Origin of the sequence: Sphingomonas sp. 2378 (assembly GCF_038084995.1) — a bacterium.
Taxonomy (GTDB): Bacteria; Pseudomonadota; Alphaproteobacteria; order Sphingomonadales; family Sphingomonadaceae; genus Sphingomonas.
Genome location: NZ_JAXCMJ010000171.1, coordinates 1 through 226, shown reverse-complemented (window position 1 = coordinate 226; position 226 = coordinate 1). Strand labels below are relative to the sequence as shown.

At 63.3% G+C, this 226-nt stretch carries 1 protein-coding gene; it reads right to left on the bottom strand.

Features of this window, described 5'->3' with window-relative positions; all coding sequences use genetic code 11:
- A partial coding sequence (locus tag SM191_RS19795; RefSeq protein WP_341507688.1) for a hypothetical protein occupies positions 1–226 on the bottom strand: 226 nt, incomplete at both ends.

Below are 226 nucleotides of genomic sequence, written 5' to 3'. Positions count from 1 at the left end.
CATCGTCGTGCCGTCATAGACCTTGCTGACCGTACCGCTCAGGTCGCCCGTCAACTGCCTCTTGGAGATGGTACCCGTGGCATCGACCTTGCTGATCGTATAGTTGCCGCCGCCATTGCCGTCGGCAACCGTCCAGCTGTCGGCACTCAGGGCCTGGCTACCCGCATTCTTGCTGGCAAAGGCCTGCGTCGCTTCTGCGGTGTCGCTGCCGACCAGCCCGGTGATC